Source organism: Aquirufa sp., from assembly GCF_964796385.1.
In genome coordinates, this window is the sequence record NZ_CBAUBA010000001.1 from 169,414 (window position 1) to 195,432 (window position 26,019).

21 protein-coding genes are annotated in these 26,019 nt (G+C 39.9%); 4 read left to right on the forward strand and 17 right to left on the reverse strand.

What is annotated here, in order from left to right:
* Positions 1 to 3: 3 nt before the first annotated feature.
* The 10 genes from AC1W6K_RS00835 to AC1W6K_RS00880 all read right to left on the reverse strand — a co-directional run bounded on the left by AC1W6K_RS00835 (position 4) and on the right by AC1W6K_RS00880 (position 15,318).
* Entirely contained in the window at positions 4 to 1,488 is a 1,485-nt protein-coding gene (locus tag AC1W6K_RS00835) for a sugar ABC transporter ATP-binding protein (RefSeq protein WP_481718997.1), read from the reverse strand.
* Positions 1,479 to 2,627 carry a Gfo/Idh/MocA family protein gene (locus AC1W6K_RS00840; protein WP_481718996.1) on the reverse strand — a complete coding sequence of 383 codons (1,149 nt, stop codon included), beginning with the start codon at positions 2,625 to 2,627 and terminating at the stop codon, positions 1,479 to 1,481. Before AC1W6K_RS00840 ends, AC1W6K_RS00835 begins: the two co-directional genes overlap by 10 nt.
* A 14-nt stretch (positions 2,628 to 2,641) precedes the next feature.
* Positions 2,642 to 3,664 (reverse strand): sugar phosphate isomerase/epimerase family protein, encoded by a 1,023-nt coding sequence (locus AC1W6K_RS00845; RefSeq protein WP_481718995.1) that lies wholly within the window; start codon positions 3,662 to 3,664, stop codon positions 2,642 to 2,644.
* A gap of 19 nt (positions 3,665 to 3,683) precedes the next feature.
* The gene (locus AC1W6K_RS00850; protein WP_481946086.1) at positions 3,684 to 4,892 is read right to left on the reverse strand and encodes a class I mannose-6-phosphate isomerase; all 1,209 of its coding nucleotides are present in this window, start codon (positions 4,890 to 4,892) and stop codon (positions 3,684 to 3,686) included.
* Positions 4,892 to 5,950, reverse strand: coding sequence for an aldose 1-epimerase family protein (locus AC1W6K_RS00855; RefSeq protein ID WP_481946087.1), 1,059 nt, complete (start codon positions 5,948 to 5,950; stop codon positions 4,892 to 4,894). Before AC1W6K_RS00855 ends, AC1W6K_RS00850 begins: the two co-directional genes overlap by 1 nt.
* A gap of 8 nt (positions 5,951 to 5,958) precedes the next feature.
* Complete coding sequence (locus AC1W6K_RS00860) at positions 5,959 to 8,673, reverse strand: c-type cytochrome (RefSeq protein WP_481946088.1); 2,715 nt, start codon at positions 8,671 to 8,673, stop codon at positions 5,959 to 5,961.
* A gap of 1 nt (position 8,674) precedes the next feature.
* Complete coding sequence (locus AC1W6K_RS00865; RefSeq protein ID WP_481946089.1) at positions 8,675 to 9,457, reverse strand: 3-keto-disaccharide hydrolase; 783 nt, start codon at positions 9,455 to 9,457, stop codon at positions 8,675 to 8,677.
* A gap of 64 nt (positions 9,458 to 9,521) precedes the next feature.
* Positions 9,522 to 10,700 (reverse strand): FG-GAP repeat domain-containing protein, encoded by a 1,179-nt coding sequence (locus AC1W6K_RS00870; protein ID WP_481946090.1) that lies wholly within the window; start codon positions 10,698 to 10,700, stop codon positions 9,522 to 9,524.
* Positions 10,701 to 10,755: 55 nt separating this feature from the next.
* Positions 10,756 to 12,267 (reverse strand): RagB/SusD family nutrient uptake outer membrane protein, encoded by a 1,512-nt coding sequence (locus tag AC1W6K_RS00875; RefSeq protein ID WP_481946091.1) that lies wholly within the window; start codon positions 12,265 to 12,267, stop codon positions 10,756 to 10,758.
* Positions 12,268 to 12,300: 33 nt separating this feature from the next.
* Positions 12,301 to 15,318 carry a SusC/RagA family TonB-linked outer membrane protein gene (locus AC1W6K_RS00880; RefSeq protein WP_481946115.1) on the reverse strand — a complete coding sequence of 1,006 codons (3,018 nt, stop codon included), beginning with the start codon at positions 15,316 to 15,318 and terminating at the stop codon, positions 12,301 to 12,303.
* Positions 15,319 to 15,906: 588 nt separating this feature from the next.
* On the opposite strand from AC1W6K_RS00880, the gene AC1W6K_RS00885 reads away from it, so the two are divergent.
* The 4 genes from AC1W6K_RS00885 to AC1W6K_RS00900 all read left to right on the forward strand — a co-directional run bounded on the left by AC1W6K_RS00885 (position 15,907) and on the right by AC1W6K_RS00900 (position 18,567).
* Entirely contained in the window at positions 15,907 to 16,818 is a 912-nt protein-coding gene (locus AC1W6K_RS00885; protein ID WP_481946092.1) for an alpha/beta hydrolase, read from the forward strand.
* 81 nt (positions 16,819 to 16,899) lie between these two features.
* Complete coding sequence (locus tag AC1W6K_RS00890) at positions 16,900 to 17,169, forward strand: hypothetical protein (protein WP_481946093.1); 270 nt, start codon at positions 16,900 to 16,902, stop codon at positions 17,167 to 17,169.
* A 33-nt stretch (positions 17,170 to 17,202) separates the two neighbouring features.
* Entirely contained in the window at positions 17,203 to 17,913 is a 711-nt protein-coding gene (locus AC1W6K_RS00895) for a membrane or secreted protein (RefSeq protein ID WP_481718986.1), read from the forward strand.
* A 33-nt stretch (positions 17,914 to 17,946) separates the two neighbouring features.
* On the forward strand, positions 17,947 to 18,567 hold the full coding sequence (locus tag AC1W6K_RS00900) for a peptidoglycan DD-metalloendopeptidase family protein (protein WP_481946094.1): 621 nt from the start codon (positions 17,947 to 17,949) through the stop codon (positions 18,565 to 18,567).
* Between the two features lie 19 nt (positions 18,568 to 18,586).
* Here the strand turns inward: AC1W6K_RS00900 and AC1W6K_RS00905 are convergent, their stop codons facing one another.
* The 7 genes from AC1W6K_RS00905 to AC1W6K_RS00935 all read right to left on the reverse strand — a co-directional run bounded on the left by AC1W6K_RS00905 (position 18,587) and on the right by AC1W6K_RS00935 (position 25,805).
* On the reverse strand, positions 18,587 to 19,969 hold the full coding sequence (locus AC1W6K_RS00905; RefSeq protein WP_481946095.1) for an NAD(P)(+) transhydrogenase (Re/Si-specific) subunit beta: 1,383 nt from the start codon (positions 19,967 to 19,969) through the stop codon (positions 18,587 to 18,589).
* Positions 19,969 to 20,256, reverse strand: a complete 288-nt coding sequence (locus tag AC1W6K_RS00910) for an NAD(P) transhydrogenase subunit alpha part 2 (RefSeq protein ID WP_395783632.1) — start codon at positions 20,254 to 20,256, stop codon at positions 19,969 to 19,971. Before AC1W6K_RS00910 ends, AC1W6K_RS00905 begins: the two co-directional genes overlap by 1 nt.
* 12 nt (positions 20,257 to 20,268) lie before the next feature.
* On the reverse strand, positions 20,269 to 21,393 hold the full coding sequence (locus AC1W6K_RS00915; protein ID WP_481718983.1) for a Re/Si-specific NAD(P)(+) transhydrogenase subunit alpha: 1,125 nt from the start codon (positions 21,391 to 21,393) through the stop codon (positions 20,269 to 20,271).
* Positions 21,394 to 21,714: 321 nt separating this feature from the next.
* Complete coding sequence (locus AC1W6K_RS00920; RefSeq protein WP_481946096.1) at positions 21,715 to 23,076, reverse strand: SulP family inorganic anion transporter; 1,362 nt, start codon at positions 23,074 to 23,076, stop codon at positions 21,715 to 21,717.
* Positions 23,077 to 23,082: 6 nt separating this feature from the next.
* Positions 23,083 to 23,559 carry an adenine nucleotide alpha hydrolase family protein gene (locus AC1W6K_RS00925; protein ID WP_481718981.1) on the reverse strand — a complete coding sequence of 159 codons (477 nt, stop codon included), beginning with the start codon at positions 23,557 to 23,559 and terminating at the stop codon, positions 23,083 to 23,085.
* 180 nt (positions 23,560 to 23,739) lie between these two features.
* A complete protein-coding gene (locus tag AC1W6K_RS00930; RefSeq protein ID WP_481946097.1) occupies positions 23,740 to 25,110 on the reverse strand; it encodes a sensor histidine kinase in 1,371 nt (456 codons plus the stop codon).
* Entirely contained in the window at positions 25,107 to 25,805 is a 699-nt protein-coding gene (locus AC1W6K_RS00935) for a response regulator transcription factor (RefSeq protein WP_481718979.1), read from the reverse strand. Before AC1W6K_RS00935 ends, AC1W6K_RS00930 begins: the two co-directional genes overlap by 4 nt.
* Between the last annotated feature and the right edge of the window lie 214 nt (positions 25,806 to 26,019).

The window sequence follows — 26,019 nt, forward strand, 5'->3', positions numbered from 1 at the left end:
CGTTTATAATGCAAGTTGTAAAACACGTTCTGCGGTGGCATCTTTCCGCAAAAGCTCTCCGCGCTGTTTGCCTTTCGAAATCACCACAATTCGGTCGCTCATCTGTAATAATTCCGTCATATCCGATGAAATCAATACGATGCCTTTCCCATCTTTTTTCATTTCCTGTATCAATTGATACATATCAAATTTCGAAACGACATCAATCCCGCGCGTGGGCTCATCCAAAACCATACAAGCAGGATTATTGATGAGCATCCGGCCAAACAAAACTTTTTGTTGGTTCCCTCCACTCAATTGTTCCATTTTTTGTTGGCCACTTTTCACCCGAATATTGAATTTCGTTTGCAGCTCTTTGGTCTTTGCTTGTTCCGGATTTGGTAGGATCCACTGAAATTTTTGGAAAAACTGCATAAGTCCTAAGGTCATGTTTTCGCCAACAGACATTTCGGGAATCATGCCCAATTCTTTTCGGTCTTCTCCTAAATATCCCATGCCTAATGCAATTGCTTCAGCGGGATGTTTCGGGGTAAATTCCTTTCCTAAATACGTCATTTTCCCCTCCGTATGTGGTTTGATTCCCAACATACTTTGACCGATATCGGTACGCCCTGCGCCAACCAACCCCGCTAAACCAAGAACTTCGCCAGCTCTGACCTGTAAATTAATCCCTTCAAAGACTCCCGAAAGTCCTACATTTTCCAATTCCAATAATACGGCTCCGGGAATCGTTTCCGTAAAAGGATAAAAATCCGCCATGTCTCTACCCACCATTTTTTGAACTAAAGTCCGCGCATTTAACGCATGAACATCATAGGTTCCCACCATCTCGCCATCACGAAGAACTGAAATCACATCAGCAAATTCAAAAATCTCTTCCAGTTTGTGCGAGGTAAATAAGATGCCTACGTGTGCATCCCGTAGCGTGCGAATCAATTGGCCAAAAAATTTCACTTCAACATCCGTCAATGAGGACGTTGGCTCATCCATCAGAATGACCTGAGCACCTTGGGATACTGCCCGCATGATCTCTACAATTTGTTGGTTCGCAATCGACAATTCCTTCACCGGAATATCCACGGGAATATCCAACCCATATTGATCAAATAGCTGCTGAACGCGGCCATTGATATCAGAAATGCCCCAAAATTGGCCCTCTGAAAATTCCCTTCCCAAGTAGATATTTTCAGCCACAGTCAATTCGGGAATCAATAACAGCTCTTGGTGAATCATGGAGATTCCTGCTGTTAAAATTTCCCGAATTGAGCTGTTCTGAATTCTATTGCCTAAAAAGGAAATATCCCCTGAACTAGGGGATATAATTCCCATGATGCATTTAAATAAAGAAGATTTACCCGCTCCATTTTCCCCTACAATAGCCTGTATTTGGCCTTTGTCTAAGGTCAAACAAATTGATTTGAGGACCTGAGACTCGGAAAAAGATAGCGAGAGGTCCTCAATTACGAGTAAACTCGTACTCAAGGCCATTCAACATGCGTATCTTTCCAAGACTTCGTGTTCGCCGATTCAATCACGGCTTCGCAAACACGTTGTGTTTGTAACGCGTCTCTAAATGTAGGTGCACAAGGCGTATTCTCTCCTAATGCTTTGAAAAAATCAGCGGCTTGATGAACAAAACTATGCTCATATCCAATGATTAAACCAGGAACCCACCATTTGTCCATGTAAGGTTGGTTGCCATCAGTAACCAATATGGATTTCCACCCACGCGTTAACGAGTCATCGGCATGGTCAAACATTTCTAAGCGATTTAAATCATGCAAATCCCAACGCAATGAAGCATGCTCGCCGTTTATTTCAAATGTATAAAGGGCCTTGTGGCCACGTGCATACCGCGTAGATTCAAAAAGGCCTAAAGAGCCATTATCAAAGTGGCAATGGAAAATACATGCATCATCAATGCCTACTTTTTTCACTGCGCCTGAACCAACGTGAACACGTTCTTTAATAAAGGTTTCCGTCATCGCGGATACATCGGCAATACCACCATTTAGCCACATGGCTGTGTCAATGCAGTGGGCTAATAAATCACCCGTAACTCCTGAACCGGCCGCCTCAACATCCAATCGCCAAGTTCCAGCACCTCCCTGTGGTAAATCAGGTGAAATAGTCCAATCTTGAAGGAAATTGGCCCGGTAGTGAAAAATCCGTCCCAATTTTCCGGAATCTATGATTTGCTTCGCTAAGCTAACCGCAGGTAAACGTCGGTAATTATACCAAACCGTATTCGCCACACCAGACTTTTCAATCTCTTTGACCATTTCTTCGCCCTCTGCTAACGTTCTTGATAGAGGCTTTTCGCACAAAATCATTTTCCCAGCCTTGGCCGCAGCAATAGCGATTTCAGCATGCGTATCATTTGGTGTACAAATATCCACCGCATCGATGTCATCACGTGCAATCATTTTACGCCAATCAGTCTCATAAGAAGCATACCCCCATTGGGCAGCAAATGCTTTTACACTTGCCTCATTACGCGAACAAACGGCTTGCAATACAGGCGTACAAACTAAATCAGGGAAAAAATTCTGTAAACGATTATATCCATTGGAATGGGTTCTTCCCATAAATCCAGTGCCAATTAATCCAATTCGTATTTGTTTCATAGTTAATAGGTTTATTATGACCAACCATGCGCATTGCGCACTTGAATCATTGCGGCTAAAATATCATTCCAAGTTTTTTGTTGTTCCATCACAGAATTTGAGAACATGCAACCGTCCCAGCAAATATGCTTGAACGCCTTAGTTAATGCTCCTTTTTCATCACGAAGCCAGAAGCCAGCATCTTCAGAAATCACCAACTTACCGTTGGGATCCGTCGCTTGGCAGTGACGACCCGTCTTATCATGACTTCCCGTTCCATGAACCGTGCCGTCATTTTGAGCTACGTGAAAATCAATCGTCCATGGACGAAGCGCAGCTGTCAATTCTTTTAATGAAGCTTTCAATACCTCGCGATCATCCCACTGATAATCAACAGGTAAAATGCGATCTTCAGGACAATTATATCCCATCGTGTATAATAACGTATGTGACATGTCCGCTTGGAAGCCAATGTTTGGACGGTCTACGGCTTCTAATGTCTGAATCATATTGCGCCATGAGTGCATGCCACCCCAGCAAATTTCTCCCTCTGCAGCCAATCTTTCACCGAAATCTGCGGCAACGTCACAGGCTCTTTGGAATGTGTCAACAATCAATTTTGAATTTCCTTTAGGATCTTTCGCCCAATCCGCTACTCCAGCAGCAGAATCAATACGAACAATCCCGTTAGGACGAATACCAATTTTGCGTAATTCAGCGCCAATTTCACAAGAGCGGCGCACCATATCCACAAACGTGTCACGTGCATCCTTATCTCCCATCGCATTTCCAGCCCAAATAGGCGCTACTAAACTTCCGATTTCTAATCCGTGGGCAGCTACTTTATCAGCTAAGGCTTTCGCTCCTTCTTTCCCACTTTCGATATCAAAATGAGGAGGCAATAAACCTATATCCACTCCATCAAATTTCACACCATCCACCTCAGCGGCAGCGGTCATAGCTAACATGTTGTCCAACGAAATAACCGGCTCGGAATCTGGACCTTTTCCTACAATACCAGGCCATGTGGCATTGTGTAATTTTGGATACGTATTCATATTAAAAAAATTAATAAGTTTAAAATTTTAAATCTGGATTTGATGGACCAAAGTGCTTCAACATCACAATAGGATCCGTCGTAGAATGATTCGTAATTTTAACGCCCGCTTTTGCTGCTTTTTCAGTAACAAAAAACTCATCGTTGGTCAATTGTCCATAACGAATCAATGAAGGTGTTTCTATATTCCAAACGCCCATTTTACCATGACCTTGCATCATGATTAAACCATAGGCAGCAGCATCCGTAATCGTCACTGTTTGTCCTGGGAAAACCGTTAATTCTTTTGCTGAGAATGCATCTGAACGGTAGCAAATCCACTTTTCAGAATATCCGTTGGCTTCCATCTCCGCCTCATCCGAAACAGGAATTGGTTGCATAAAACGAGTTTCCAATAAATTTGGATTGGTATTTAAATCCCAGTCAATCACTTCCATCAATTGGTCATAATTTCCAATTTCTTCTTTTGGAGTACCATTCCACAATAATTCTTCTGGAATTACCGCTTCATTTACTAAGGATTGATACATCGCAAATACGTCTGAAGCTTTTTGTGGCTCATACGTACACATACTTCCTGGAGCATGCAACATCCCCGGAGGAACATCCCAGCCAGTGCCCGGTATTAATGGAAATGCTTGAGAATACATGGTGATTTTGTTATCCCCCTTCGTAAAGTTCATCAAACACTCCTTGATTTGTTCCTTCGTTGTACCAGGAGCAATACCAAAGAATGTATAGGGGAAATCACCCCCATGGTTATTTAGTTGCGGTGGGAAATAATAGGCTTCTGGTTTTCCTAATTGGCCTATCTTGGCAGCATGTTCATCATTGTGGTGAATGTGATGTGGCAAAGGCCCCATGTTATCAAAAAACTTGGAATACATAGGCCATGATTTGTATTCATTCCATAAACGATCACCGATCACTTCACCTTTCAATGCCTCGATTACATCAATCAATAGAATCTGCTCTTCTTTTCCTCCTTCGGAATAAACAACTGCACTTAAGCCTTCATTTTCGCCAGTCAATGGACCATTTTTTGCGGGGGTCGTTGACGATAACCACCGCTCATCGATTCCACCACGTACACCACCCAAAACATAGTAATCATCTGGATGTAATTTTATTCGTCTACCAGGCACGCAAAAAGACCTCGGAACCCATGTTGGGGCTAATCGTAAAATACCTTTACCTTGCTCTAGCGCTTTAGCTGCATTATTGCTCATTATTCATTAATTAAATTGATAAAATTAGTATAAGTTGTGTAAGGGCCTACCTCGGGTCCCAATACGGATAAATTTACTTCGATTGATTTTTTTTCTCCAGGGGCTAAGAAAGTCAATGCGTTTGATTCTCTCGCTGCCTTCTGGCCAATCGGTGGATTTGTTCCTGGCTCAATGCCGGTCACATATTCATTTTTGGCAAAATGCTGCCAGTTGGTCAACCACGGTAATTCCCTCTTATCAAAAGATATCTGAACCCCCAACTGCTTTTTTTCATTCCATAAACCACAATATACGTGATGATCTGCGTCTGCCTCGGGCTCTATAAATACGACAGATTCTCCCGGCCCATCATGAATGGATAAAGGATCCGGACATTTTTTGATATCGGCTATCCCTACAAGTTTAGGGTCAGAGGCCACGCGATATTTTCCTTTCCAAATGATATCTGTTCCTCCGTCGACTAAAGGCCAACCGAAATTAAAATGATATAAAAGCATGAAAGGAGCCGGCGTATTACCCTCATTAATCACCTCATCTTTAATCGTTAAACCTGCTTGCCCCAAACGACCCGATATGGTTCGCTTCAGTGTCAAGCAAGGACCAAAAATTTTATGTTGGCGTATAATTCCTGTAATCGACATATCTAAATTACCTGCATGTACATCTGGTTGCTGAATGGAAATGATTTCTGCAGGTATGTTACTGATTAAACCATGCACGCCACGCGTACCATGCGCATCTTCATCAGGTCCACCTACATGATCTAAACCACACGTAACCAAAAGGCCTCCACCAAATGTACGAAGCCAATCAATTCCTTGGTTCGACATAGGTTGAGGCCCTAAAACTCCTACGTGACTTATCCACGCAAGACTATGCTGGTTGAAAAATGCCTCCGCAATATCCATGGCACGATCAAGTACCACTTTATAACGAAATCCTGAACCCGTATCAATCCAAGCAATTCGGACTCCTTTACCTGCACCGTTATCTAAAACGGACGTCTCAATTCCTCCTAATTGCTTGTGATTCGATATTTTATCGGTCCATTCCGGCATAATTCATACTACTTTTTCTTAAACATGGCGTTACTTTCGCTTCCGCCTGACATCAAATAAGCCATTAAATCTTTTAATTCTTCGCCATTTAAGCTGTTAATCAAACCTGGCAACATACTTGAAACAGGTGAGTATTTAACTGAACGAACATTTTTCTTTACTATTTTTTCAATTTGCTCTGGCGCATATGGATTTTGAGAAACATAGTAAGCCATTTTATCTTCATTGGTCACACGTCCAATCACAGATGTACCGTTTCTTAACATGATTTGAGTCGCCGCATATTGATCCGAAACAGTTTTGTTTGGATTGATGATGGACTCCAACATATCTTTTTTCGAGAATCGCGTTCCTAGATTGGTTAAATCCGGTCCTACGTTCCCGCCGCCTTCACTTCCTAAAGCATGGCAACGAATACACGTGGTCGCCGCATACATTGATTTTCCATTTTGGAAATCACGATCAACTAATGGAGCATCTAATAACGCTACCGCGTCTTCCAACTTCCATTGCTTTCCAGGACCTTTCGGGTAATTGATATTCATAACATCATTCCCATTCGAAGTTAACATATCGGCACCTCCTAATTTATCGTAATAAGCGCGCTTAGATTCCGCCACATTTTTCAAAGCTAATTTACGTGCACGGTCAATAAAACCAATATAACTACGTCCTCCTGAGAATTCAAAACCACGTTTGAACCAAGCGAAATATTGCTCATGCAACTCAGGTGTCCAATTAGTCTTAGCTGCCGATAACATCGTGGCTAAATAAGTTTGCTGTGCTGGTGGAATTTTCTCCAACATCTTCGCAATGTCCGTTCCATATTGAGGATTACGCATAATTAAATCAGCAGACGAAGTAGCTGTTTCTACACGATAAGCAGTAGCACTAGCCGTATCCTTCGTTTCCATTAACTTCAACGTACGTTCAATCACTTTTGGAGCTTCCAAAGGAACAAGTAAACGACTCAATGCACGGTCCATATTCATACGATTTGATGGATATTTGGCATCAAATTTCGCAATGATTTTTGAAGACATCGATGCATCAGGCATTCCTAAACGCAACATTGCTAATTCATATGCACGCAAGATATCTAGCGTTTGAGATTCCGTAAATGCTTTATTGTCGATCGCTAATAAAGCTGCATAAATCCCTGATTTAAATTCAGGCTTGCTTTGACGAATTAGACCGATAAGTGCCTGCGTTGCGGCAATCGGATCTTTTTCCGACATGGCTTTATCTTTCCACTCAGCAACAGGCTGGTGCTCCAATGCCATTCGAGCTGCATAGCGAATAAAACGATCTGGGTGCTTTAAATAAGGCCAAGCAAATGCAACGGCTGCTGGATTTGCTCCTTGGTGAAATTGCTCAATCTTACGACGAGTTTCGTTTAATGCATTAGGAGCTGCCACTAATGTTTTGGCACTAGCTTCTTCTGTCCCTACATAACTTACACGATATACATCAGATTCTAAACGACGACCACCGGCCATAAAGTAAAGTGCTCCATCAGGTCCAACAACACCGTCTGTCAAAGGCAAAGGAATACCTGAAATAAACTCTTCGCGATCAGCCAAGAAAGTAGATCCAGAAGATTTTAATTTAATTAAGTGACCAATACCAAATGTCCAGTCAAAAGCCAACAAAGATTTCTTGTATTTAGCTGGAAACTTAGCATCCTTCAAAGACAATAAACTGGTAGGTGATCCTTGTCCAATATTCAATACTGGAGGTAAATTATCTGGATAAGTTGTTGACCATTTGCTATTACCTGTTCTCCAACCATACTCACTACCACTCGTTACATGGCAAATACGTGTTGGACGATACCAAGGTAAACCAAAATCCCACTCCATATCCGCATCATAAGCAAATAAATCTCCTGTCTCATTAAAAGCTATATCAAAAGCATTACGATATCCAGCAGAAACCAATTCCCATTTTTTACCCTCTGGATCTATGTTGGCAATCCAACCACCCGGAGCCATACGATCATTCGCATGTCCACGTGGATCTTTGATCAACGGGAAAATATTATCTTCTTGCCAATTTTTAGGCAGACGATATGCATCCATGTCTGGAACATCTGTATGATTTCCTGAAATCAAGAAAATAGATTTCTTATCAGGAGATAAAATGATACTGTGTGGACCATGTTCGCCTTCTCCTTTAAATTCTTTCATCAACGTGATTTTGTCAAATTGATCATCTCCGTCTAAATCCTGAACTCGGTACAAACCACTTCCTCTAGGAGTATAGCCAGGAGCAGGTCCACGACCCGAAGGAGCCGAAGCGCCAGGTCTAGTTGCGCGCGCATTAACCATCACATAGAGACTGTTAAATGCATACAACATACCATGCGCGTTTCCAATACCTAAGGTATCCACGCCTTTGCCAAATTTTAATTTCTCGATTTGTGGCTTCACGCTGGCCGATCCGATCGCAGGAATTGTCAAACGATATAATCCACCATATTGATCTGAACAAATCATGCGACCTTTATCATCAAAAGTCATCGAAACCCAAGAACCCATGTTTTCATCAGATGGGCTTATTAAGTGTTCAATTTTGAAACCAGGTTGTAATCTGATTTTATCCAACTTAGGATTTGCACCTTCCACGTGAGCAGGTTCAATCTTAAATAAACTGTTGTAGCCAGCACTTCCTAGGCCAACTACCGCAACGAGCGCTAATAAATACTTAAAAATTGGTTTCATTTTATTTTAGGTTTTTGATACGAATATTCCTGTACGCTACTTTCATCGGAGGGCCTACGTGTACTTGAACGCCTAACCAACCTTCTGATTTGCCATTAACTTTATCCAAGTCGGTGACATCACTCATTAAAACTCCATTGACATAATGTAAAAGACGATTTCCTTTAACAATCAAATGTACTTCATTCCAATCTTCTGATTTAATCTTCGTTTTCAACGTATCAGAATTCCCTAATGAACCCGTTACCTTACGAGGCAACCAAGCATTACGAGCTGAAAAAGCACGAAGGTTGTTTTTAACTTCTGGATCCGTTTGCTCGTTGACACTCACAATCTCACCACGGTATCCCAGGGTTGTACGGCCACGTTCCTCATAGTTTTGACCCGTGTAACGAATCGCACCATCGATGTCAGCCTGATATCCTTTTAATGCAAATGGCAAATCGGGCAATAACTCCTCAGACCGATAATTGATACCTGTATTACCTTCTTTACTGATTTTAACCTCACATTTCAATTCGAAATCTGATGGCTTAGCATCCCGGTAAATAATAAAGGTATTCCGCTTCAATAGCGTTGCAGGCGTGATTTCGCCAGTAATAGTGCCATTTTCCACCCGCCAGTAGGTAGGATCTCCTTCCCATCCCTGTAAGGATGTTCCGTTAAAAATGGATTTAAACCCCTTCTCTGACTGTTTATTTTTCTGGCCAAAGCTAGGAGCTTGAAGAGCCATTAAGGAGACAAATAGCCATATGAATCGATGGTAATGAGTTTTCATATGCATTGATTTAGAATTTTAAATTAGTTTAAAAAGTTTAAAAAATGGTTTATCGGCATGAAATTTTTCACTATAATTTTTCAAATAGAAAAACCCCCTTTTTATTTGATAGAACAAGGTCTTCTTTTTTATCTCGATTCATGTCCTGAACAAAAAAATGAATCCCAGAACCTGAATCTTCATCGATGATGTGAGCTTTCCAAGTAGGTGAATGACTTGGAATCAATTCGTACCAAACAAGTAATGCTTTTTCAAATTCTCCTGGGTCTTTTCCATTGTGCGCCATGTAGCGTTTACCCGTAATAAAATCTGCGTGTCCATCTCGATTTACATCATGCTGCTGAAGCGCATGTGTCTGTGATAATTCCTTTTGAATTAGGTGTGTCTCCACATCGCCTTTGGCTAAATTTTTCACCTCATGCCACCAAGTTCCATAATCATGCGCGGAGGAACTTAATATGTCCATGTCCCCATCACCATCAAAATCCTGCACATAGATTTGCGATGCGTCGTAGGATAAATTCGGGGGATGAAAAGTCCAATTTTGGGTTAGATCGATAGGCATTTCCCACCAACCTTCTTTAATAATCACATCTTTGCGTCCATCTTGATTTAAATCTCCAAAACCTAAACCATGCGTATATTTATGCGTACCTAAGGTTGGGTTAGAAGAAATTACATGAGCGACCCACGTAGTATCTTTCTTCCCAGGTGCCTCCAGCCAAATCACTCGCTTATTTTTGGAGTCGTTACCAATTAAATCTCGGCGACCATCTCCATTAACGTCCTCAAATAAAGGGGATTCATTCCCAAATGAGCTATATAATTCATGCTTTTTCCAAAGTCCTGGCTTATTTTGGTTGTTTTCTAACCAATGAATTGCTTCGCCGGGTAAACCAATTTTAATCACATCGATCCACCCATCGTGATTAATATCAGCCGCAAATTGAGCGAATGAATCAGCATATCCTTCATCCACTTTAAAGGGATATCCAGCAGGAAATATTTGTAACGATTTATTGTAGCGGACTTCTGTGGTAAAAGTATGTTGGGCCCAACGCGGAGCTTCGAACCAAAAAGCACCGGCAATGATATCTTTTTTCCCGTCACGATTCACATCTCCTATACAAACACCCTCTGAAACGAATGTAGATGTAAGCGTAATTTTTTTAAACCTAGGTGGATTCGCAGCAAAAAAAGAAGTGCTGAAAAATACACAAACGGCTAAAAAAATTTGAAGGATAGGCATGTGCGAGAAAAAATAGAGCTGCCGAATTAACGGCAGCTCTAAAAAGAAAAGTGAATTACTTAATATTCGGATTCAATGCCGCCTCATCAGCAGGCATCGGATAATATTTCTCAATTACAGTAAATGAGTTATCCCGAAGTGTGAAACCTCTTTGATAGTAATGGGCAAATGGATCTGCTTTGATTCTATTTCCTTTTGCTGTAATTACTTCTTTAAAAGTATCTGTTCTCGTTAAGTCATGCCAGCGCTTGTTCTCAAACGCTAATTCCATACGACGTTCCTTCATCAAAGCTGTACGAAAAGCTGCTTGGGTTGTGGCAGTTGTCTCAGCCAATCCTGCACGCTTGCGCACTTGGTTCATGAATGGAGCAGCTTCCGCAGTTTTTCCTTGCTCATTCAAGGCCTCCGCCAAGAATAAAAGAACTTCTGAGTACCGGAAAATAGGCCAGTTCATTCCGTGGTTACCATTCAAAGAATGTGGTCTCACGAACTTCTTGATGTAAGGGTACGTTTTGCCTTCCCAAAGTGTACTTGCACAGGTAATGTATCCAATGGACGCATCTTTACGTAAATCGCCAGGCTCATATGAGGCGATAAGTTCAGGCATTGGGGCGTTATTTCCTTCTCCAGTTTGTGGCTGTGGATTTGAGGTTTTAGACAAAGTCACCAATTCACTGGCAGCCATCGGGCGAGGCATAAAGTTGTACATAAAACTTCCTTGAAAACCATTCGCTCCCTCTTGATACTGAACCTGAAAAATGCTTTCAGCATTATTCTTATTTCCTGTACTTGTCGTAAAGGCGTCATTATAATCTGGCATTAATGAATGTTGCCCCTCTGCGATAATTTCTTTACACAGTTTTTCTACTGCAGGCCAGTTTTTCTGAATCAAATACATGTTGGCTAAAAGTGTTTTAGCCGCAGCGGAGGTTGCACGACCTGGCTCTTGCGTTGATTTAGTCTTTAAGGTAGCAGCAGCACCTGTCAAATCACCAATGATGATTTTTTCTAAATCAGCGGCTGTACCCACCTTAGCAGCAGCTTGTTCCCGATTGGCCACAGCAGTTAATTGAAGAGGCCCTTTGTTGAAATAGCGATAAATTTCAAAATAAGCGAAAGCACGCATAAACTGTGCTTGACCCTTCAGGTTGCCTTTGGCTGCGGCATCAAAATCAGCCTTATCAATACGATCTAAAATTTGGTTTGCCCGAGCAATGATCAAATAATCTTGACGATACTGATTTAACACGTGCGTATTTGTAGTCAGACCATTGGATACAGGGATAGAAAAATCCGCCAAATCTTCTTGTTGCTCAGTTGCTCCAAATGCCGTATTCCGAAAGTAATACGTGTTATCCGAGTGCATCTCCGACAATAAATACGAACGATCATTGTATATCGTACGTAATGGTACGTAGCAAGCGTTCACTGCTTGCTGAAAATCCGCCTCCGTTTTAAAAAACGTGACCGAACTTAAACTTGTTTCTGGTGTTATTTCCAAAAATTCAGCTGTGCAACCAGATAGTCCTATGGCCAACAAACAGCTTAATATGATTTTATTTTTCATTTTTTCTAAAATAAACGTTTGATAGTTAGCTAGTTAAAAATTGAAGTTTGCGCCTACCGTGAAAGTTCTTGGAACTGGGTAGTTTGATAAATCTACACCTGGGCTCAAGTTACCGCCATCACCTTGACCATTACTTTGTGCCGAGGTTTCTGGATTAGGTCCTCCCCAATATTTGGTAAATACGTAAGCTTGTTGACATGACGTATACACACGAAGTGACTTATAAACTTTAGTCGGCTTCGAAAATGTGTAACCCAAGGTAATGTTACGAATCGTGAAATAAGACGCATCCGCAACAAAACGGCTGTTCATCCAATCCCGCTCGATACCGGTTACGTTACCACCGCCTACAGTCGTTCCGTACATACCCATACCTGGATTAGCCTCCGAACGGAAACGGTATTTAGCTCCTTCAACCATATTAAATACCCCATCTAGATTAGCTGTGGAATAAATATGTCTCACTAACAATTGATTGCCTTGTGATCCTGATCCGATAATGTTAAAGTCCCAATCTCCATAAGTTATGTTATTTGTAATACCATAAACAAAATCAGGAAAAGGATTTCCCATAATTGTCCGGTCATCGTTATTTCCACCATAATCAATCCTCCCGTTGCCGTTAATATCTCTAAGTTTGATACTTCCCACTGTGGAACGTCCTGGTACTTTAGGAGAATTCGCTAAATCTTCCGCATTTTTATACATACCCTCAGAAATCAAACCATAAAATTGACCAAATGGCTTGCCTACTTGCGTAATGTGAAACGTTCCGTACACACGGTCAATACCAGGAGCTAACGCAACCACAACGTTTCGGTTAAACGAAATATTTGCGTTTGTTGTCCATTTCAATTTACCTGTTGTGTTTTTTGTGTTCACAGAAAACTCGTGACCCCAGAACTTAATTTCCCCGATATTATCATTGAAATTTCCGAAACCCGATTCTTGTGCAACTTGAACGGCATACAATAGGTTCGTTGTGTTCTTTTTGTAATAGTCATACGCAAAGTTGATGCGATCATCAAACATATTAATATCAACTCCCAAATCTAATTGTTGGGTCGTCTCCCAACCTAAATTAGGATTTGCTAGTGAACTTACTGCAGCACCTGTTGCAACCGTATTACCAAATACGCCATTAACTGTATTGTTGATCAAGGCATACGAGGTATAGTTTCCTAAGTTATTGTTTCCAATAATTCCCCAGCTTCCTCTCAATTTCATAAATGAAACCATGGGTAAGTCGCGCATGAATGGCTCATCCGAAACAACCCAGCCTGCACCTACAGAAGGGAAGGTTCCCCAGCGATTATCTGCTCCAAAACGAGACGAACCATCACTACGAATAGCCGCATTTAATAAGTATTTCCCTTTATAGTTATAGTTCAAACGAGCTAAATAGGATGTTAACGACCACTCTTGAACTCCCGAGTTAGTTCCTCCACGCGAAATATTAATCGCTCCTTGGATTGTAGGAAGGCGATCATCCGCGTACGTATCCGCTTGGATTCGTGTCGATTCTTGACGGAAATACTGATTCGTATAACCTCCTAATATTTCAAATTTATGATCATCCCAAAGCGTCTTTCCGTATGTTACCGTATTTTCATTTAACCACGATAAGTTTTCAACGTTCTCACGGATTGACTCTGCGGTTGTTGGAATAGGTACATTAATTCTAGAAGTTGCATCTGATGGATTAAAGAAAAAGAATTTAGTTCTTAAAATTTCTCCATTCATAGATGAACGCACTTTTAAGCCTTTGATTGGCTCATACTCAACGAATGCATTAGACAATAAATTTGTCGCTGTTGTTTCATTGATTAACTGATCCGCCGAACGAACCCAGTTGGCATACGCAAAAATATTACCCGTACTTGCAGGGAATCGATTAAACTTGGTCAACGTTTTTCCATCAGCCTCATAAATAGGCATGATTGGCCACGTGTGTAATGCATTGAACAAAATACCTGTTCCACGATCACCGTCAGTTCTTGGCGTATTGTCATATACCAATTGTGGTGCTAGGTTAAACCCAACAGTTACCTTATCAGAAATGTCATACGTCGAATTTAAACGTAATGAATACCGCTGATAGTCCGTATTTCTAACAACACCCTTTTGATCTAATACACCAGCAACCAACGAAGTTCTTGACTTCGGCGTGTTGGACGTAATAGTTAAGTTATGGCTAGTAATTGGTGATGTACGAAGTAATGCACCATACCAATCGTTGTCTTTATCTTTGTATTGAGATGGATTTTGAAATTCCGCTGGTACGGGTTGTTTCGCATCTTCAAAAGACTCCTTCTTAAATTGTGCAAATTCCTCTGCATTCATCATTTTCAAACGGCCTTTCATAGGAACTTGTTGCATACCTGTAAATGTGTTGAAACTTACAGACATTCCTGAGCCTTTTCCTTTCTTGGTAGTAATCAAAACGACACCATTTGCCGCACGCGAACCGTAAAGTGATGTTGAAGATGCATCCTTTAAAACGGAGATGTCTTCAATTTCATCCGGGTTCATTGCCCCGATAGAGCCTGTAATAGGAAAGCCATCGACAACATACAATGGATCAGAACCTGCTGAAACCGACAATTGTCCACGAATACGAATGTTCATACCTTGTCCAGGGCGACCTGTAGTTTGGTTAATTTGAACACCGGCTAATTGGCCCTGTAATTTCTGGCCGATCTGCGTAACGGGCAAATCTTTTAATTCCTTGTAAGAAATTGTTTGAACAGCTCCCGTAATCTCCTTCTTGCTTTGGCTACCGTAACCTACCACAATGATTTCGTTTAAGGTTTTGTTGTCAACCGTTAAGATTACGTCCACCGACTTCTGCCCGGTGTAAACCACATCCGTTGTTTTGAAACCCACGGAGCTTATGCGCAAGGTTTCATTTCTACTTACACTAATTTTAAAATTACCTTCTCCATCAGTGGATGCACCGCGGGAAGTTCCGACAACTGAAACAGAGGCACCGATAACCGGTTCTCCATCTGTTCCTTTCACTTTTCCTGTGGCGGCTTGTTGTTGCGCCATCAAGGTACTCGATAGAATTAAAAACAGCCCTAGGAAAATTCCCATTGACCGAATTCCAATTCGATGAATCGTTGAAATGTTTTTCATAGTTAAAAATTTAAGGTTTAAAGGATTTGAAAAAGATACCTATATACAATAATAATACTACTTTGGACACAATTATAACACCTAAGTGAGCGCCAACTATCCTTACATGAGCATAGGATAGTTAAATTTTTTATAAAAATATTATAATTGAATTCTTGAATAATTTTTATGAGACTAGTTTTGTTGTTAAAACCGGGTTAAAAAGGCTATCAAAAAGACTTAAAGCAAACCTATTCATTTACTTAATGGTTATATAATTTGTTCATAGACAATGTGATTTGTTGGGGATATGTAGATGCCTACTTTCTTACAACTAGTAAATACACTGAGCCTGGGGCCAAAAATCCTATAAAAATAAAAGCAATGGTCCAAATGATTTATACATTTGGTCGGATTGTAAATCGCCTTACTAATGATCAAGTTTTAGATTATTGCCTGATAAACAATGACAATAATTGCATTTTAAAGTATTTACCTTGTTGATGTAAACCTGTAAAACCTATGAAATCACTCCTATTTGCACTTATTTCCTGTCTAGCATTCTCCGCTAGCGCTCAAGATGGAACCATTTATCCGCTTGAAACTCCCAAAGAACCCAATGCCATTCCCTTAAATACGGGCGCCGTAAAGGACCAGCCTGCACCAGAAACGTGGTTTCGTCAGTGGGGAGATCCGATGGCCCGCAATATATCAACTGCCACATTAACGCCCTTCTTTCCAGAAAAGGGTAAGGCAAATGGCGCAGCTGTCATCGTTGCTCCAGGCGGGGGGTACCGTTGGCTTTCCATGGGAAATGAAGGTTGGGAAGTGGCCGAAGCCCTTGCCAAAAAAGGCATAACTGCCTTTGTGTTAAAATACCGCTTATTCCCAACCCCAGAAAAATTGGACGATTTTACGGCTTGGATGAACCGCCCGCGCCCGGCTCCTCAAAAGACAGACAGCACGGCAAAGAATACCAATCCAATGGCTCAAATGGATTTAACCAACCAGCTCGCAGATGCTGAGGCAGCCTATGCGATGATCCTAAATAATGCCGCAGCCTGGGGCGTGGATAAGGAGCGCATTGGCATGATTGGATTCTCTGCTGGAGCGGGTTTAACGATGCACGCTACCTTACATTCAAAAACGATGACGCTCGCATTTATTGGTCCGATATATGGGGGGATGGGACCCGTAAAAGTGCCTAAAAACGCTCCCCCGATGTTTAATGCCATCGCCTCTGATGATTTCTTGTTTAACTCCCAATTTGGTGTGATTGAATCTTGGTTCAAAGCCGGCAGACCCGTGGAATTTCATTTATACCAAAATGGGGGACATGGCTTTGGCCTGGGCAATCCGAATAGAACGAGCAATAAATGGTTTGATGCGTTTGTGCATTGGTTAGATGTGAATAAGTTTTTGGTGGCGAAATAGAAACAAACCACTATTATCAAAACTTGCAAAATTTACAAGTTTTGATAATAGTGCGTTCACATATTGGAAAATGTCGTTTATTTGGAACTTATCCGAAGAGGATATAAGGTTTGGACAGGAACAGCGCGAAATACAGAAATCGATTTTGTCGGTATAAGTCCTACTGGCGAAATCGAATATTACCAAATCGCATGGCAACTAGCCTCCGAAAATACCATAGAACGAGAGTTTTCCGCATTAGAAAGAATAACAGACAATTACCCAAAATACCTATTAACAACTGACTCCTTCAAACAAGATCGAAGTGGAATTAAGAATCTCAATGTATTTGAGTGGCTATTAGGAAATTAATGACATAGAATTTAACCAAATCAGTTTAACACGATGAAAAAAATCATACTATTAATGGTCTGCGCAACCCTGTCTATTGGGGTTCATGCCCAAAGCCCGTTAGGCGCTTGGGAATCTAAATCTATTTCTGAACGTGGAGACACGCTAAAAAGTGTTGTCATTTTTGCCGATGGCTATCAGGTATTGACCATATACAATGCAAGTAACGGCAAGTTTATCCATGCCAATGGTGGAACATGGAAGTTGAATGGGGACGTCATGACCGAAAAACGAGAATTTCACACGGATAATGCTGCGCTCGTTGGCACAGAGGTCAGCTTTAAAATAGCAATTACAGATGATTCCCTCACCATCATAGGCAGCAAGAAAAAATTTAGAAGAATCGATGACGGCAAGCCTGGTGTACTTCAAGGCGCATGGCTGATGTCGGGAAGAATCACGGATGGTAAAGTGCAAAAACGCGACACTAGTGTAGCCAGAAAAACGATGAAGATTTTATCAGGAACTCGATTTCAATGGATCGCTTACGATACCGATACGAAGCAATTCCTGGGAACTGGGGGTGGTACCTACACGACCCAACAAGGTGAATATGCGGAGCGTATTGAGTTCTTTTCGAAAGATGAGACGAGAGTAGGTCTTCGTTTAAAATTCAATTATGCATTAAAAGATGGTGATTGGGAACACTCCGGCTTGTCAAGCAAGGGAGATCCCATCCATGAAATATGGAGCATAAGAAAATAGGATTTACGATACATTAGAGGAATTTATACCCGCATGATTGACCGACTTTTTGGGAAACCCATATCTGATAGCACTTGTGTCGCACTTGATTTAAGTGCTACGAATTTGGACTTACTTCCATCAATCTATGGGAATGACATCGCATTTAAGGCGTACATCGAGTCGAAGATTGGTGATAAGATTGGTTTTGGCGGATACCTGGAACACCGGGTTATTTATGAGACCTATGCTAATTTCGCAACATCTTCAGCTGATTTTAGAAACATTCACCTGGGGATGGATTTTTGGACGAAAGCGGGAACACCTGTCTTTGCGCCATTAGACGGTGAAGTGAGTAGTTTTCAGGTGAATCATGGGGCTGGTAATTATGGGCCAACGATCATTTTACATCACCCGGCGGAAAATATCTACAGTTTATATGGGCACCTGTCGATGGGTGATTTAAGCCAACTAGAAATAGGATTGCCGATAAGTGCTGGACAAAAGCTTTGCCACCTGGGAAATTCGGATGAAAATGGGGGATGGCCGCCACATCTGCATTTCCAATTGATTCGTGATATGCAAGGCTTGAAAGGTGATTATCCGGGCGTTTGTTCGCAGCGGGATGCCGAATATTATGCCCATAACTGCCCGGATCCGAGCCGTTATGGATAAACGATTAATCTAAAGGGCACTAAAGTTCTTTTAACTCCATCACTAGTTTCGCAATTGTCTGCTTGGCATCACCAAATAACATGAGGCAATTAGGGTATCCAAACAATTCATTTTCCACTCCTGCGTATCCTTTCCCCATACTTCTCTTACTTACGATGACAGTTCTTGCTTTACTTGCATTTAAAATAGGCATTCCATAAATAGGGCTCTTTGGATTGGTCTGCGCTGCAGGATTAACCACATCATTTGCACCTACAACAAATACTAAATCTGTATTTGAAAACTCATCATTGATCTGTTCCATTTCAATAAGTTTATCATAGGGTATATTGGCTTCGGCCAATAATACATTCATGTGCCCTGGCATTCTGCCTGCTACAGGATGGATGGCAAATTTGAATTCAATATTTCTTTTTTCACACAATTCATACAATTCGCGAACTACGTGCTGCGCCTGCGCTACGGCCATGCCATATCCTGGAACAACAATCACAGAAGACGCCCCATCAAATAACATCGCGGCTTCTTCTACACCTACTTCTTTGACAATAATTTCTGGACCGTCGGCCTCTACTTTAGTAATTGTCTGTCCAAACCCTCCTAATAAAACATTGATCAATGAACGATTCATGGCCTTGCACATAATTTGTGTCAGGATAATTCCAGACGCACCTACTAAGGAGCCCGCAACAATCAATACATTATTATTCAATATAAAGCCTGTAGCACATGCAGCCATGCCTGAATATGAATTAAGCAAGGAAATTACCACGGGCATATCTGCTCCACCAATGGGCAAAACGGTTAATACGCCAAGTAGCAATGAAATAGCAGTTAAAACAATTATTATAGACGTATCTAGCTGATTCGCTACTGCAAAAACGGAGGCCCCAATGAAGACAAGCAATAAAATTAAATTGATTAAATGCTGTCCTTTAAATGTAATTGGGTTGCCCGTTATCTTTCCATTTAGCTTTAAAAATGCAACCATTGATCCCGTGAATGTAATTGCCCCAATAAAAACGCTTAAAATGATACTGATGGTAATGATGATCCCCATTTGTACCATATTAACATTTGTTTTAAGCCAAAAATCAGACGCCGCTACAGCCACCGATGCTATTCCCCCAAAACCATTAAATAAACTAACCATTTCTGGGATTTTGGTCATCTCAACTTTATATGCATAATATAAACCAATCGCAGAGCCTATGGCCATACATGCCAATATTTCTGTGATGGATACGATATTAATCTGCAGTAATGTGGCTATTATGGCAATAAGCATCCCAACAGATGAGACTAAATTACCCGAGCGTGCCTCTTTCGTTTTATTCATCATCTTGATACCAATGATGAATAATACAGAAGCTATTAGATATAAAACTTGAATTAAAATCATTATTTTTTCTTAAACATTTTTAACATCCGATCTGTAACTGCGTAACCGCCCACCACATTTATGACGGCAAGTACTAAGGCTAACATCCCTAGCCATTTACTCAATGTAGTGTACCCAAGCTCATTACAAGCCAATAAAGCACCTACAATAGTAATTCCTGAAATAGCATTAGAACCTGACATTAACGGTGTGTGTAATGTAGGGGGTACTTTCGCGATTAATTCAAACCCTAGGTAACTTGCCAGAACAAGCACGTAGAGTAAAATAATCAATGATTCAATATTCATAAGAAATATCCTTTAAAAATTTACAATTTGTTTTGTGAAGGCATGTACTAAATTGCCTTGATGCGTAATTAAAGCACCTGCCGTAATTTCTTCTTCCATATCCCAATGAAAAGTTTCGTTATTGGCTAAATGAAGTAATAAGGCACTAATATTTGTTGCATATAATTGGCTTGCATTGGTGGATAACAACGAAGGTAAATTGGCTTCCCCAATGATGGTCACACCATGTTTCTCGACCGTTTTACTAAATTCAGATAAGCTACAATTTCCGCCAGATTCGACAGCCAAATCAACAATGACTGCGCCTGCTTTCATCGACTTTACCATCTCCTCTGTAATTAGAATGGGTGCTTTTTTGCCTATGACAAGTGCAGTGGTAATCACTAAATCTGCATCTTTTATTTTCTCTTCAATCAGCTCTTTTTGTTTCGCTAAAAATTCAGCCGAAATTTCACTCGCATATCCTCCCTCTACTTTCACGGCATCTGCACCTTCGACACTTAAAAAACGCCCCCCCAATGATTCAACTTGTTCCTTTGTTTCAGGCCTAACATCACTCACTTCCACGATGGCGCCTAAACGTTTTCCTGTTGCAATAGCTTGTAAGCCCGCTACTCCGGCACCGAATATTAAAACTTTAGCTGGTGTGATTGTTCCCGCTGCAGTCATCATCAATGGAAATATTTTTGTTAATGCATTGGCGCCTAATAATACGGCTTTGTAGCCTGCCAAATTTGCCTGAGAACTCAAGGCATCCATTTTTTGCGCCCTTGAAATTCTAGGAACAGCATCCATAGCAAAAGCACTTATTTTTTTCTCCAGCAAAGCCTTCAAAATTAAAGGTTGTGTATAGGCATACATGAAGGAGATACAAATACTTTCTGGTGGTAATTGTTTTATTTCATCTAGTGTAAAAATATTTACTTTCAAAAAAATCTTAGCACTGTAGACATTTTTGTTGGAAACAACCTGCGCCCCGGCATGTAAATAATCTTGATCTGCAAAGGAAGATGCATTTCCTGCCCCCGATTCAACTTGAATAGAAAATCCCTTTTTAATGAGCTGTTTAACAATATCGGGGGTCATTGCAACCCTGTTCTCAAAGTCTTTTGTTTCTTTTAATACACCAATGAGCATTGTATAGGTATTTGTTTTGATTACTAAAGTACTTACAAATAATTAATTTCATATTTCTAATCTCAGAAACTTTATAATTAGTCGCTGAACAATATTTTTTTTCTAGCCTAATTTCAGAAAAAGTCGTGATGGTAAAATCAAAAGATATGACTCCCCAAGCTCACTAATGGAGAAAGAAAAAGCCATCCGTCAGTTAACGGATGGCTTGCTCAGGGGGGCTCCCTTAAAGGGTGGAATGTTGCAGCCATTTTTCATATTGTGATACTACAAAACCAATTTGATTTTAAAGCACCCAATAAAATTAATTACTAGTGGCTGGTTTTATTTTTTGAAAACATACTTCACCACAAAATAAATAACCAATGCAGAAAGTACTCCAGTTAAAAAGTCCGTCATTGGTACCATAACTGCCGTGTAAATCATCATTGAAAATTCGAATTTTCCTGCCTGTTTAATTTCTTTTATTTCAGATGGTTTGATCATGTTGCTGGCCACCCAGACCAAAATACCACCAATACAAGCCATCGGAATTAACTCCAAATATTGAGCCAAATAAAATGCCATGGTGAGTTTTAGGATAGCTTTAAAGTAACCTGCCAAAGGAGTCGTAGCGCCGGCTTTTATACTTGTTGCTGTTCTGGCCAATGCGCCTGTACATGGAAATCCTTGTAGCAAGGGTGTGATGATTTGAACTAACCCTTGACCAAAAAATTCTTTGTCCGGGTTAAATGGCGTTCTATCATTTTTAGCTAATCGATCAGCCATCGACGAACATAAAACACTTTCTACGCCTGATACAAATACAATGCCAACCACAAAATATACAATGTCAAGCATTACACTTCCGTTCAAAGCAGGCAAAAATGGCATTTGTATTTTGAAGAAATTATTTGGGATAGATCCATATAAATCGCGAACTAAAATAATTTTTTTATCTGTTAACAACGTGGCTGCCAGTAAAGTAGCTGTACCCATTGCAATTACTGGGCCAGGGATATAAATAGATATTTTCAAGAGATATTTTGCTAAAATAAACGTTATTAGCCCTAATAATATTGACCATCCATTAATTAAATGAAGGTGTTCCGACATAAAATTAATTCGCTCACTCAAGCTTCTAGAACTATCACCAAGCAATGTTTTAAAGCTATCTAGCCCCAAAATATCTTTGAAGTTTGTCGCAGCAATAGCCACCGCAATACCCACCGTAAATCCAACAATAATTGAATTTGGGACAAGTTTGGCATATTTACCCACGCCATATGTACCCATTATTATTAAGATAATTCCGGAGATAATGGATACCAAAACAAGGAAACCATGCGCTTGTTCAAAAGTTCCACCGTTTGCTGGATCACTGTACTTCGCTATTAAAGCTGCAATAACCGGAATAAAAGCAGCAGTAGGACCGTAAACCTGGTATTTTGAACCGCCAAATGTCCTGCCCACTACACACGCCAATGCCCCTGCTATAATGCCGTGTTCCGGTCGCATTCCCATGGCCATAGCGAAACCCATAGCCATCGGAATGGCTGTCATGGCAACGATTAAGCCGGCACTCAAATCTTTATAAGCTACATTTAACCAATTTTCTTTCGTCAAATCCTCCCATCGAGAATCAAAAAAAGTAAAAAATAATTTTATTCGCCCCAATGGGCTTGTTGGAAATTTTGACTCGCTCATATTCGTTTATTTAAATAATTGATTTAATTCATCTTTACTCGCATAAGCATGGTCGCTTGCCCAGGCCACTTCTTTATATTCAACTTTCGATTTTTTTATTAGGGGAATTGGGTCAAAACCGTTTTTATGAGGTTTCAAGCGATAATCTTTGGGTAAATAAATAAGATCTATTCGTTGTGCTGTATAAAAATTTAAGAAGGCATTTTTATTCATACCATTAAAAAGTTCTATTTTAATGGCATGAAGACTAGATTCGTATGTGTTCAAAATGATAGCTATCGCATCATTGAACTCTGAACTTGCTAATGCCTTAATTTTTTTTGCTGAATCATAAAACAATAGTTCCGTTATCGAATCGCTGATGTGCTCTGAATACATTAATATGATCGTTGATTTTTCTTGCTTTCGCTCTTCGAGAGCATACTTTAGCGTATTTAAAGACTCTATTCTAAAGTCGATAGGAATTAGTATTTTCTTGTCCATGCCTTGCGCGATTGATAAATAATACGACAAGTATAAGCTGACGCTATTAGAGCCAATTAAGATTAAGATTAGAATTTGATTAGATTTTTAGCCTAGACACAATAGAGCCAAGCAACTAGCCAAATTGTAGTCGTAGATAATGGTCTAATTGGCTTGAAGGGGGACAGAAATTTTAGCGACTTAGAATGCCGCTATAGGTAATTTTACTTGAACAGTAACTCCCTTATGTTGCACAGATTTGATAATAAGTTCGCCTTTGTGAATTTTAATAATGTTTTTGGTTAGAGGTAACCCAATCCCATAGCCATCATATGCGGCCGTATTGCTTGCCCTAAAGAAAGGGTCAAATATAAAAGGTAATTCTGACTCAGGAATTCCAATTCCTTGGTCTTTAATTATCAGGACTATTTCATTGTTTGTGGAAGCCAAACTTACAATTACTGGTTTATTGCTCGAATATTTACAGGCATTTGTCATAATGTTTGTAATGGCTAACATGAGCAAATCTTTATTCCCCATTACTTTTAATTTTTTAGGATTTTCAGGTAACAACTCAAAGTCTATTTTTATATTATTTTTAGGAATTAGTTGATTCATGATTTCATTGGCTTGCAATATCAACTCGTCCGTCCTTAAAATGGTATTGTTGAATTTATTATTCTTGTATCCAATTTGTGCTAAAAAAAGCAAGGATTGGCTTATTTTATTGAGCCTTTCTGATTGTTTAAGTATTTTTTGCAAGGCCTCCTTATACTCTACTGGAGTTCTATCTTTCAATAAAGCCACGTCTGCCTCACCAATAATAGCCGTAAGTGGCGTGCCAAATTCATGTGAAGCATTACTAATAAAGTTTTTGTTTGTTTCAAAAGCTATTTCTATTCTATTCAAAAGATTATTAAATGTGGTGGTAAGCCTTTTGATTTCGTCTGTATTTTTAATATCATCTAATCGTAAATGTATATTATCTGTACTTATACTATTTACTTTAGTAATTATATTATCTATTGGATCAAAAAATCTCTTTGAAAATAAATTGGTGAGGTAAATAATAAATAGAATTGAAATAAGGCCCCCTACAAGTAATACTTTTCGCAGCAAAATTAAATGGTGCGTGTTATAGTAGTTTTTTGCCGAAACGATGACGAAATAAAAACCTTTCGTCGTTTCTCTTTTTTTTCCGTAATAAAAAACATCCTCTTTTTGAAAATTAGCAGATTGCTGCGTGTAAGTTAACTTAAGGAAATTAATAGGAAGTGAATTCGCCTCTGCTAATTGTTTAATTGCAGCTGCGTTAGGGCAATATAATATGTATTCTTTTTCTTCGCTAAGTAATTCTAAGTGCTCTTCCCTAATGGTTTTTAATACTTGGGCGTATCTCTGATTGGATTCAAAATGGCGTTTTTCTGCAACACTAACTCTAGCCTCTAGTCGCTTGTAAAAATCTGCGTATGAATAATTAGATAAAAAGTAATAAACGCTTGATCCCAAAAAAAACAAAATCAGGCTTATTGAAATTATTAACAGAATGGTGATTTTACGTATACTACTCATGATTCTTTAAGAATATAACCCATCCCTACAGCCGTATGTATCAATTTTGGTTCAAAATCAGCATCTATTTTTTTTCGAAGGTAGTTGATGTAAACGTCTACCACATTAGTACCTACGTTGAAATTGATATCCCACGCGTTTTCTAAAAGATCCATTCTTGATAGTACTTTGCCCTTGTTTTTAAGAAGTGTAAATAATAATCGATATTCTGTCGCGGTAAGTGCGATGTCTTTGCCATTTCGGCTAACCATTTTTGCTTCATCATCAAGCACTAAATTGGAAATAAAATATTTAGATTTGGGATTGGGGACACCCATTTTCTCCAAATTTAATCTTCTTAAAATAGCATTTATGCGTGCTATAAGTTCATTGAACTTAAAAGGCTTGACTAGGTAGTCGTCCGCTCCTGAATTTAACCCTAAAGCAATATTGTCTGGCGTATTTAATGCTGTTAAAAATAGTATGGGCGTTTGAATTCCGTGCTCTCTAATTTCCTTGCAAACCTCTATCCCATTTTTTTCGGGTATCATTATATCTAGCAAAACGATGTCATATGGGTTGTTTAATACCATTTCAAGGCCATCTTTGCCATTTAGCGCCACAGACACTTCGAAAGATTCTTCCCCCAAGCCCTTTTTAACAAAATCGACCACATCCGGCTCGTCTTCAATAAGTAGTATGGAGATAATATGCATTGATTTGACGATTAAAATTTTACTTATTGAAGTTATAAAAAAATATTATAGAATAAATTTTCACCAAATATATCATAAAAACCAATGCCTGTATTTTTGATACGCATTTTTGTAGAAAGGTCGCAATCAATCCTCGTCTTTATTTACTGGGACGTAAATAAAAATTAACTCGCTAAAGCCAAAAATGTCTCTTTACTGAAATTAATAGGGGTTT

Bases quoted from the DNA above. Each gene is read 5' to 3' on its own strand.
- AC1W6K_RS00840 (WP_481718996.1), bottom strand. From the start codon at position 2,627: ATGAAACAAATACGAATTGGATTAATTGGCACTGGATTTATGGGAAGA.
- AC1W6K_RS00935 (WP_481718979.1), bottom strand. From the start codon at position 25,805: ATGCATATTATCTCCATACTACTTATTGAAGACGAGCCGGATGTGGTC.
- AC1W6K_RS00885 (WP_481946092.1), top strand. From the start codon at position 15,907: ATGAAATCACTCCTATTTGCACTTATTTCCTGTCTAGCATTCTCCGCT.
- AC1W6K_RS00845 (WP_481718995.1), bottom strand. From the start codon at position 3,664: ATGAATACGTATCCAAAATTACACAATGCCACATGGCCTGGTATTGTA.
- AC1W6K_RS00895 (WP_481718986.1), top strand. From the start codon at position 17,203: ATGAAAAAAATCATACTATTAATGGTCTGCGCAACCCTGTCTATTGGG.
- AC1W6K_RS00920 (WP_481946096.1), bottom strand. From the start codon at position 23,076: ATGAGCGAGTCAAAATTTCCAACAAGCCCATTGGGGCGAATAAAATTA.
- AC1W6K_RS00915 (WP_481718983.1), bottom strand. From the start codon at position 21,393: ATGCTCATTGGTGTATTAAAAGAAACAAAAGACTTTGAGAACAGGGTT.
- AC1W6K_RS00900 (WP_481946094.1), top strand. From the start codon at position 17,947: ATGATTGACCGACTTTTTGGGAAACCCATATCTGATAGCACTTGTGTC.
- AC1W6K_RS00835 (WP_481718997.1), bottom strand. From the start codon at position 1,488: ATGGCCTTGAGTACGAGTTTACTCGTAATTGAGGACCTCTCGCTATCT.
- AC1W6K_RS00860 (WP_481946088.1), bottom strand. From the start codon at position 8,673: ATGAAACCAATTTTTAAGTATTTATTAGCGCTCGTTGCGGTAGTTGGC.
- AC1W6K_RS00925 (WP_481718981.1), bottom strand. From the start codon at position 23,559: ATGGACAAGAAAATACTAATTCCTATCGACTTTAGAATAGAGTCTTTA.
- AC1W6K_RS00865 (WP_481946089.1), bottom strand. From the start codon at position 9,457: ATGCATATGAAAACTCATTACCATCGATTCATATGGCTATTTGTCTCC.
- AC1W6K_RS00905 (WP_481946095.1), bottom strand. From the start codon at position 19,969: ATGATTTTAATTCAAGTTTTATATCTAATAGCTTCTGTATTATTCATC.
- AC1W6K_RS00870 (WP_481946090.1), bottom strand. From the start codon at position 10,700: ATGCCTATCCTTCAAATTTTTTTAGCCGTTTGTGTATTTTTCAGCACT.
- AC1W6K_RS00910 (WP_395783632.1), bottom strand. From the start codon at position 20,256: ATGAATATTGAATCATTGATTATTTTACTCTACGTGCTTGTTCTGGCA.
- AC1W6K_RS00930 (WP_481946097.1), bottom strand. From the start codon at position 25,110: ATGAGTAGTATACGTAAAATCACCATTCTGTTAATAATTTCAATAAGC.
- AC1W6K_RS00880 (WP_481946115.1), bottom strand. From the start codon at position 15,318: ATGGCGCAACAACAAGCCGCCACAGGAAAAGTGAAAGGAACAGATGGA.
- AC1W6K_RS00875 (WP_481946091.1), bottom strand. From the start codon at position 12,267: ATGAAAAATAAAATCATATTAAGCTGTTTGTTGGCCATAGGACTATCT.
- AC1W6K_RS00850 (WP_481946086.1), bottom strand. From the start codon at position 4,892: ATGAGCAATAATGCAGCTAAAGCGCTAGAGCAAGGTAAAGGTATTTTA.
- AC1W6K_RS00855 (WP_481946087.1), bottom strand. From the start codon at position 5,950: ATGCCGGAATGGACCGATAAAATATCGAATCACAAGCAATTAGGAGGA.